The following is a 7,686-nucleotide window of genomic DNA, read 5'->3' as shown; positions in this document are numbered from 1 at the left end:
TTCGACTAATGTTTTGCAAAGACCAAATCACCGGCACGCTTGTGAATTATTACGTCACCTGTAAGCGCGAAGCGTGGCTTTACGGACACAATATTCACGCCAATCAGGAAGATGAAAACATGCTGATGGGTAAGGCACTAGCAGACATCAAAGAGAACGGTTTGCAGGACTTCGCATTTTCAAATTTGAAATTTGACAAGCTTTCCAAGCAGCGCGGACATTATCTCATCACCGAATATAAAAAGAGCCTAAAAAATCCAGAAGCAGGCAAGATGCAGCTACTTTTTTATATCTATCTTTTAAAAACAGGCTTAAATTTAAAAGAGGTGAAAGGCAAGCTAATTAGCGGCAAAACCGTCATAGCCATTGAGGATAACGCCGAAAATTTCACTAAAATCGAAACAATTCTAAACGGCATTGCCGCCCTTGTGAATGAGCCAAAGCCGCCTAAATTTAGCCCGCAAAAGATTTGCGAGAGTTGCGCTTATCGTGATTATTGCATTTAGGAGATAGAATGTACGCTATTTTATTTTACGATATTTCAAGCAGCGACGAAAAGGAGAAAAATAACGCTGCGCGCGTCCGAAAGGCGGTCGAGAAGTTTCTGCCTCGCGTGCAATTCAGCGTTTTTGAGGGTGAAATCAGAGCGAGCGATCTTAAAAAATTAATGGCGATTTTGCAAAAAGAATGCTCTAGCAAGCTTGATTCGGTAGTAATTTATACTTTTAATTCGCTCAAATATTCACAGCGCCTCGTCATCGGATGCGATAAAAACGAGGCAATATTCAGCTAAAATTTAAGGATAAAGTATGCAAAAATCGGATCGCACGCATTTTATTTTGAGCCCAGGCCGATTGCGCCGCAAAGATAATAATCTATACTTCGATAAATTTAACGACGAGGGCGGAATTTTAACTAGTAAAATTTTGCCGATTAATGCAATTGATGAAATTTATATTTTGGCGCGGGTAGAGCTTGACACTTATGCTATGGCGTTTTTGGCTGATAATAACATTTTGTTGCATATTTTTAGCGCCTATCAGAGCTTTCGCGGCAGTTTTTTCCCGAATACTTCAAATTCTGTAAACAAAAGCGGCTTTGTGCTTTTGGCGCAGCTGCGGGCTTTTGACGATCTTTCTAAGCGCCTTTTTATCGCTCGCGAGATTACTCGCGCTCGCATCTTAAATGCAGCCATTAATTGCAAGGTTTACGGCGTCTCGCTCGATACTGCGCCGCATCTGGATGCCCTAGCGCGCGTCTGCGACATAGCAGCGGTAATGGCGGTGGAAGGCGGCTTTGCCAAGCAGTATTTCGCGGCCTGGAACGAAATCATCGAGGATCAGCGCAGTTTTAAATTTACGACGCGCTCCAAACGCCCGCCGGCAGATAAAATTAATGCCCTCATTAGCTATGTAAATACGCGTATTTATAACGTCTGCCTCAGCGAAATTTACAAAACCGAGCTTGATCCGCGCATCGGCTTTTTACACGAGCCAAACTACCGTGCGCTAAGTCTGCATCTAGATCTTGCAGAGATTTTTAAGCCTATTTTAGGCGATAGATTAATTTTTGGAATGTTAAATAAACGCGAGATTACGGCAAAAGATTTTGAAACGGACGCGGGGCGTATTCGATTCGGTCGAGAAGCGGTGCAAAAGATCGAGCTAAAAATGATTGAGAAACTATCATCCTGCGCGAACGTAGCGGGACAGAGCTTAACCTGGCGTCAAATTATACGTCGCGAGGCAAATCAGATTAAAAAATACGTCTGTGAAGGCGTGCCTTACGAGGGGCTGGTATGGCGGTAGGCTGGGCTTTTAAGCTCATTCGTGCTTTTGAAATTTTGACTAGAATCACTTACGCCCATAGATTGCGCCCTCTTAAAATGCATGTGCTTTTGAAATAAATTTGATCTGAAGCACGGAACGGCGAACGAATTGGCTTTAAAAACGCATATGCTTTTAAAATTTCAGCTTTTTATTATTTACACTTAGATTTTTGAATATCTTTATATTTAGATTTTAACATTTGCACTCACGATACATATAGATAGCGATAAAGTTGCTTTTAAGATTCTGAAATGCCTAATTTTGGGCATTGAGCAATCGGGAGCTTTTTTAAATTTAGTCCATTTTAAGGCATAAAAATATATACTCCTAACACTTTCTACCTAGAAAAATGGGAAAATTCGTGCTGTAGAATTCCATCCCGTTGGGAATTGAAACTCGCAAAATTCGGCAATATAAAGAATTCAGAGATTTGTAGAATTCCATCCCGTTGGGAATTGAAACAGCTCGCTCAAAGCTATTTTTCTACTCGAACGGGTAGAATTCCATCCCGTTGGGAATTGAAACTCAAAATAAGCAAAAATTCTCAAAAAACCTTTGCTAGTAGAATTCCATCCCGTTGGGAATTGAAACAAAATATCCCAAAAAGCCCTAAAAATACCGAGAGTAGAATTCCATCCCGTTGGGAATTGAAACACTTTCTAGCAAAGATCAGGCGACTTCTCAAATTGTAGAATTCCATCCCGTTGGGAATTGAAACGGTATTTTACGGAACACAGCTCTTGATGATATTAGGGTAGAATTCCATCCCGTTGGGAATTGAAACTAGTAATGATATTCGGCGGGTTGATGAGCGTAGTAACGTAGAATTCCATCCCGTTGGGAATTGAAACTGCCTTGCACCTGGCGTAGAGAGTCAAAAACCCGCCCGTTTGAGCGTTGGGTTAAAGAGGAAGGCGTCAAAGAATACAAAATTTACATAGGCTACACTACGTCTGAAATTCATAGAAAGATGGCAGGCAATGAGTTTCTTTATCCGCTCATAGACGACTTTGGAATGAGCGAGACGGACTGTGCAGCATATTTACGAGAGCGCGAAATGGAAAACTCGTTGTATAGATATTTCACTCGCACGGGTTGCAGCTTTTGCCCGGCTCAAAGCGATAGAAGCTTTTTTCAAGTTTGGAAGCATTTCCCTAAAGATTGGGAATATATGAAACAGATTGAAGCTAGATTGTTTCAACTTGAGAAGCAAGGCGAGAATATCCAAAACAAATATTGGTTTAGCAAGAAAAGAACTTGCATCGATATGGAGAGGGTTTTTAAAAAATCTGATAGACAAGGTGGGCTTTTTGATTTCGATGATGAACCATTGAAAGATTGTTTTTGTAGGATTTAGGATTTTTTATGCTACTTAATAAGCTTTTTAATGATTACGTAGAATTTTACGAGTTGATACTTCGTAAGCACACTTTAGAAAGCGATATATCGATGTATAAGAAACATATAGCTTCAAGTTTAGGCGAAAAAGATGTAAGCGATATAAGCTTTTTGGATATTCAAAGGCTCTGTAACGGCTTAATCAAGGCTGATTATAAAATCAAGACCGTTAAAAATATCCTTGCAAAGCTGCACGTAATCTTTAAATTCGCTCAAAAGCTTGAGCTTATAACTAAAAATCCCTGCGACTTTGTCGAGTTGCCTAAATTTGACAATAAACGATACTTTGATTATCCGCTATCCGTCCAAAGGCAATTTATAAAAGCTATCTGTGAAAATGAAGCTGATAGTGCCGATATATTCTTTTTTCTACTCCACGGCAGGCGTAAAAATGAGGTTTTAAGCTTGCGCTGGAGCGACGTAAATTTAAAGACTAAAACTTACGTCATACCTTTTCAAATCAATAAAGCTAAGCGTGATATGGTTTATTCTATGAGCGACGAGCTTTATAAAAGGCTATTAAAGCGCTATATAGCTGCAAAACAGAATAATCAACTAAATAGCTACGTCTTTATCAATCCTGCTACTAAAACAAAATTTGTTGATTTACGTAGAAGTTGGAATTCTTTGCTTAAGAGGAATAATCTACCTAAAATCAGGCTTCACGATATAAGGCATCTTATCGGCACATATTGCATTAATTATCTTAAGCTTCCGATCGAGCAGGTAAGTTTTACTCTCGGTCATACGAATATCATTACTACTCAAAAATATATCACTGCCAATATAAAACAATCGAAAAATACTATCGAAAATTTGATGAATTCCGTTTAAGTAAAAAATAAGCGTTGTGATCCATACGCTTAAAATAAGCTTAATACTTTCCATTAGAAAAATAAGAATATTTTAAGATTTTATCAAATGCCCTTGTAATGGGTGTTTGGTTGCAGAGGGTGGATTTGAACCACCGACCTTCGGGTTATGAGCCCGACGAGCTACCACTGCTCTACTCTGCGATACAAGAAGTGCGAATAAATTTTTAAATTCTCCAAATGGATGGGGTAGGAGGATTCGAACCTCCGAATGATTGGACCAAAACCAATTGCCTTGCCGCTTGGCTATACCCCAATTTAAAACTAAAATATACACTAATCTTTGAAGTAATATTCAAATAAAAATATTTAAAAAATTAAAAGTTATATTTAAATTAGACTTAATAATTTCAAATATAAAATAATACTTATAAAAATATTATTTTTGTACTTATAAACGTAAAAAGGGTCTAACATAAAGTTAGACCCCTATATTATAAGTTAAATATTAACTTATTTAACTACAGCAACACCACTAATTGCAAAACCATCAAGTTCTTTTTCCTTACCATCTACATTATCTACATACTTAAATTTCTTATTTAAGATTTCATTAATTGAAGGATCCGCATATAGCTTAGTGCAGATTGAAGCACCATTCTCAGCACCTTTCTCTACTTTTAAATAAGCAGGAACAATACCAGCAGTACCATTCGCAGCAACAGAATCTTTCAATGTAACTTTTAAGCACTTTTTACCACCGGACTTAAGTTCACCAACAAAACCTGTGCCTGGATCTATTGCTACATTTGTCATAGACTTAAGATCGTCAGCAAATTTCGCTTGTGATGTATAATAAGAGCCAAGATCCGATACAATCGTGGTAACATTAGTACCAGCTTTTGCGATTTCTGCATCATCACGAGTAGCTGCAAGTCTTGGTATAGCAACAGCTGCCAAGATACCTAAAATAACGATAACAAAGATCAACTCGATCATAGTAAAACCTTTTTTCATGGTTTACTCCTTATATAAAATTCATCCCGCATACCTATATGCGAAACTTGGCGTAATTATAGAGAAAAATTTAAAAATTGTCAATAGTTTTTGGCAAATTTTTTACAATTTATTTACAAAGTCCGATTTTGCGGGCATTTCAAAATCGAAATTTTAAACCAATTTGGTCTATTGATGTATTTCGGCGGCGCCTCTACACATTGATACCATAAAAATTATTTGCTTTCATTCTGTGCGCGTCCGATAAACCATATGTCTATTCGAGATACAGAATGCTACAGCCCGTATCTCTTCGTGAGAATTCCATACTCCTCTACGCGCCTATCGCGCAGAAACGGCCACCAGCGGCGCACATTTTCGCATCTTTGCATATCGATGGTTACGACTTCGCATAGCTCATCGGTGCTATTTGCGCGAAACAGCTGTTCGCCCTGCGCGCCAAAAACAAAGCTATTGCCCCAAAATCTAATCCCCTCTTCGCTGACAAGCTGATCTACGCGCTGTTTATTCGGCAGCACCTCTAAAGTTTCGCCGTTAAATTTGATCTCTATCGAAATCTTTAAATTCCCTCGCGCCGCCTCATTTTTCGCGGGCAAAATTTCGCCGCCGATCGCCATTTTGCCGCCATCCGTTAGCGCCCCGTTATTAAAGGATAAAATTCCGCCCTCGCTTAAAATTTTACTCTCGCCGCCCGTATCCGCGGAGCGCAAAATTTTATCGCTGGCTGCTCCGCCGTCGTTTGCTGCCGAAATTTTATTTCCCCCGGATAAAATTTCATCCGGCGAGACTTTGCTCAGCGCGGCGCTCTCAAAGCCTACGCGATTTACAGCGATTACGGGTAGGGAGTTTGCCACCGCATGCCCGCGCTGTACCGCGACCCAGGCCTCCAACTGGCGCGCCTTCTCGTCCTCGCCGTCGCCGTCAAACCACCCGATCGCGGTCGGATATATGAGTAGCTCGGCACCGCGTAGCGCCATCGCGCGCGCCGCCTCGGGATACCACTGATCCCAGCACACGAGCACGCCGAGCCGTCCCACGCTCGTATCTATGGGCTCAAAGCCCAGATCGCCCGGCGTGAAATAAAATTTTTCGTAAAACTGCGGATCGTCGGGTATGTGCATCTTACGGTACCGCCCCGCGATAGAGCCGTCGCGCTCGAAGACTACGGCGGTATTGTGATACAGCCCCGCGGCGCGGCGCTCGAAAAGCGAGCTTACCAGCACGACGCCAAATCTCTTCGCTACCTCGCTCCACAGCCGCAAATCGCGCTCGAAATCCTGCGCATAGTCGAAATTTTCAGTATTTTCGCGCTGGCAAAAATAATGCGTCTGATGAAGCTCTTGCAAAACGATTAATTGCGCGCCCTTCGCCGCTGCGCGCGCGATGAGCTCTATACTGCGCGCTATCGTGCGCGCCTTGGTACCTTCAAATTTATGCGAAATCAGTCCAACTTTTAAAATTTTCATATTTTTCCTTCGATCTAAATTTAAAGCCTGAATTTATTCATACACGAGCAGTGCAGCGAGCCGTTTTGGCGGATGAAAACGCGCGCGTTCACCCCCACTATTTCGCGATCCGCGCACGCTGCACGCAGACGCGACAGCGCCAGCTCGTCCGCCGCGCGGTTTGGATCGTGCGGATCTGCGGGGTCTGCGTAGGTAGGCACGATGAGCGCGCCGTTTAAAAAGACGAAATTTGCGTAAGTCGCGGGCAGCCTGCGCCCCTGATAAAATATTGCGCGCGGGATCGGCAGTTCGATCACGTCGTATCCGAGCGATGAAATTTCATCCTTCATCGCGCCAAGCTCCGCGTAGTGCAGATCGCTCGGATCGTCGCACGACGAAATAGCCACAGTGCGCGGGCTTAGAAAGCGCGCCAGGGTGTCTACGTGGCTGTCGGTATCATCGCCTTTGATGAAGCCGCGTCCCAGCCAGATTATGTTTCTTAGCCCGAAAATTTCACGCAGCCGCGCGTCCAGTTCGGCCTTGCTAAGGGAGTTGCGATTTTCGTTTAGCAAACACGCGCTCGTAGTCAGCATCGTGCCCGCACCGTCAAAATCGACGCTGCCGCCTTCTAAGATCAGATCTACGTCTCGCAGCGGACGGGCATTCGCGGCGTAAAGCTTGGAATTTAACGCGTCGTCCTTGGCGCTTGCAAATTTGCCGCCCCAGGCGTTGAAACGAAAATTTAGCCCCGTGATTTTACCGCCCTCCTCTACGTCGATCGCGCCGTAATCGCGGATCCACGTATCGTCGGTATCGATTTGCGCGAAGCTCGCGTTTGCTAAGCCGCCGCAAATTTGCTCAAAATCCTCGCGGTTCGGCGCGATCGCGACGACCGGCTCAAACCTCGCTGCAGCGGCGATAAAGTCGCGATAAGCCGCCCGTATCTCGCCTAAATACGGCGCCCAATCGGTACCTGCGTGCGGCAAAGACACTAAAAGCGCCTCTTGCTCTTCCCATTCGGCGAATGCTCTCATTTTTGCTCCAAGATTAAAATTTCACGGATTATAGCGAAGGTCGGTTTAAAAAGATATTTGTGGATGGTGCGCCCGGAGGAATTCGAATCCCCGACCTTTTGAACCGCAATCAAATGCTCTATCCAGCTGAGCTACGAGCGCACGAAATAAA

The 7,686-nt window shown here is 43.1% G+C and carries 8 protein-coding genes, 3 tRNA genes and 1 CRISPR repeat array; of the genes, 5 read left to right on the top strand and 6 right to left on the bottom strand.

The window, feature by feature from the left end; translation table 11 throughout:
- Nucleotides 1-8 precede the first annotated feature (8 nt).
- The 5 genes from Q0140_RS03190 (at nucleotide 9) to Q0140_RS03170 (ending at nucleotide 4,061) form a co-directional block, all read left to right on the top strand.
- On the top strand, nucleotides 9-506 hold the full coding sequence (locus Q0140_RS03190) for a Dna2/Cas4 domain-containing protein (protein WP_297961796.1): 498 nt from the start codon (nucleotides 9-11) through the stop codon (nucleotides 504-506).
- 8 nt (nucleotides 507-514) lie between these two features.
- The gene (gene cas2, locus Q0140_RS03185; protein WP_297961794.1) at nucleotides 515-793 is read left to right on the top strand and encodes a CRISPR-associated endonuclease Cas2; all 279 of its coding nucleotides are present in this window, start codon (nucleotides 515-517) and stop codon (nucleotides 791-793) included.
- 16 nt (nucleotides 794-809) lie between these two features.
- Nucleotides 810-1,808 (top strand): CRISPR-associated endonuclease Cas1, encoded by a 999-nt coding sequence (cas1, locus tag Q0140_RS03180; protein ID WP_297961791.1) that lies wholly within the window; start codon nucleotides 810-812, stop codon nucleotides 1,806-1,808.
- Between the two features lie 387 nt (nucleotides 1,809-2,195).
- A CRISPR array of direct repeats spans nucleotides 2,196-2,680; the repeat unit is 30 nt; unit sequence GTAGAATTCCATCCCGTTGGGAATTGAAAC.
- Nucleotides 2,681-2,799: 119 nt separating this feature from the next.
- Nucleotides 2,800-3,186, top strand: coding sequence for a hypothetical protein (locus Q0140_RS03175; RefSeq protein WP_297961788.1), 387 nt, complete (start codon nucleotides 2,800-2,802; stop codon nucleotides 3,184-3,186).
- An 8-nt stretch (nucleotides 3,187-3,194) separates the two neighbouring features.
- Complete coding sequence (locus tag Q0140_RS03170) at nucleotides 3,195-4,061, top strand: site-specific integrase (RefSeq protein ID WP_297961785.1); 867 nt, start codon at nucleotides 3,195-3,197, stop codon at nucleotides 4,059-4,061.
- A 107-nt stretch (nucleotides 4,062-4,168) separates the two neighbouring features.
- Here Q0140_RS03170 and Q0140_RS03165 read toward each other — a convergent pair.
- The 6 genes from Q0140_RS03165 to Q0140_RS03140 form a co-directional block, all read right to left on the bottom strand.
- A tRNA-Met gene (locus Q0140_RS03165) sits at nucleotides 4,169-4,243 on the bottom strand.
- A gap of 37 nt (nucleotides 4,244-4,280) precedes the next feature.
- Nucleotides 4,281-4,355: transfer RNA gene (locus Q0140_RS03160), tRNA-Gln, on the bottom strand.
- A gap of 197 nt (nucleotides 4,356-4,552) precedes the next feature.
- Complete coding sequence (locus Q0140_RS03155) at nucleotides 4,553-5,056, bottom strand: type II secretion system protein (protein ID WP_297961781.1); 504 nt, start codon at nucleotides 5,054-5,056, stop codon at nucleotides 4,553-4,555.
- Between the two features lie 275 nt (nucleotides 5,057-5,331).
- Nucleotides 5,332-6,522 (bottom strand): carbon-nitrogen hydrolase, encoded by a 1,191-nt coding sequence (locus Q0140_RS03150; RefSeq protein ID WP_297961778.1) that lies wholly within the window; start codon nucleotides 6,520-6,522, stop codon nucleotides 5,332-5,334.
- Between the two features lie 20 nt (nucleotides 6,523-6,542).
- Complete coding sequence (locus tag Q0140_RS03145; protein WP_297961775.1) at nucleotides 6,543-7,535, bottom strand: agmatine deiminase family protein; 993 nt, start codon at nucleotides 7,533-7,535, stop codon at nucleotides 6,543-6,545.
- Between the two features lie 64 nt (nucleotides 7,536-7,599).
- Nucleotides 7,600-7,676, bottom strand: a tRNA-Arg gene (locus Q0140_RS03140).
- Nucleotides 7,677-7,686: the final 10 nt, after the last annotated feature.

The sequence above is a fragment of the uncultured Campylobacter sp. genome, from assembly GCF_938045405.1.
In the GTDB taxonomy this organism is placed as follows: Bacteria; Campylobacterota; Campylobacteria; order Campylobacterales; family Campylobacteraceae; genus Campylobacter_B.
The sequence above is the reverse complement of the archived record's forward strand: the minus strand, read 5'-3'. Positions and strand labels throughout refer to the sequence as shown.

What these genes read in the sequence shown, in the direction of transcription:
- Q0140_RS03190 (WP_297961796.1), top strand. Translation starts at nt 9, where the DNA reads ATGTTTTGCAAAGACCAAATCACCGGCACGCTTGTGAATTATTACGTC.
- cas2 (WP_297961794.1), top strand. Translation starts at nt 515, where the DNA reads ATGTACGCTATTTTATTTTACGATATTTCAAGCAGCGACGAAAAGGAG.
- cas1 (WP_297961791.1), top strand. Translation starts at nt 810, where the DNA reads ATGCAAAAATCGGATCGCACGCATTTTATTTTGAGCCCAGGCCGATTG.
- Q0140_RS03175 (WP_297961788.1), top strand. Translation starts at nt 2,800, where the DNA reads ATGGCAGGCAATGAGTTTCTTTATCCGCTCATAGACGACTTTGGAATG.
- Q0140_RS03170 (WP_297961785.1), top strand. Translation starts at nt 3,195, where the DNA reads ATGCTACTTAATAAGCTTTTTAATGATTACGTAGAATTTTACGAGTTG.
- Q0140_RS03155 (WP_297961781.1), bottom strand. Translation starts at nt 5,056, where the DNA reads ATGAAAAAAGGTTTTACTATGATCGAGTTGATCTTTGTTATCGTTATT.
- Q0140_RS03150 (WP_297961778.1), bottom strand. Translation starts at nt 6,522, where the DNA reads ATGAAAATTTTAAAAGTTGGACTGATTTCGCATAAATTTGAAGGTACC.
- Q0140_RS03145 (WP_297961775.1), bottom strand. Translation starts at nt 7,535, where the DNA reads ATGAGAGCATTCGCCGAATGGGAAGAGCAAGAGGCGCTTTTAGTGTCT.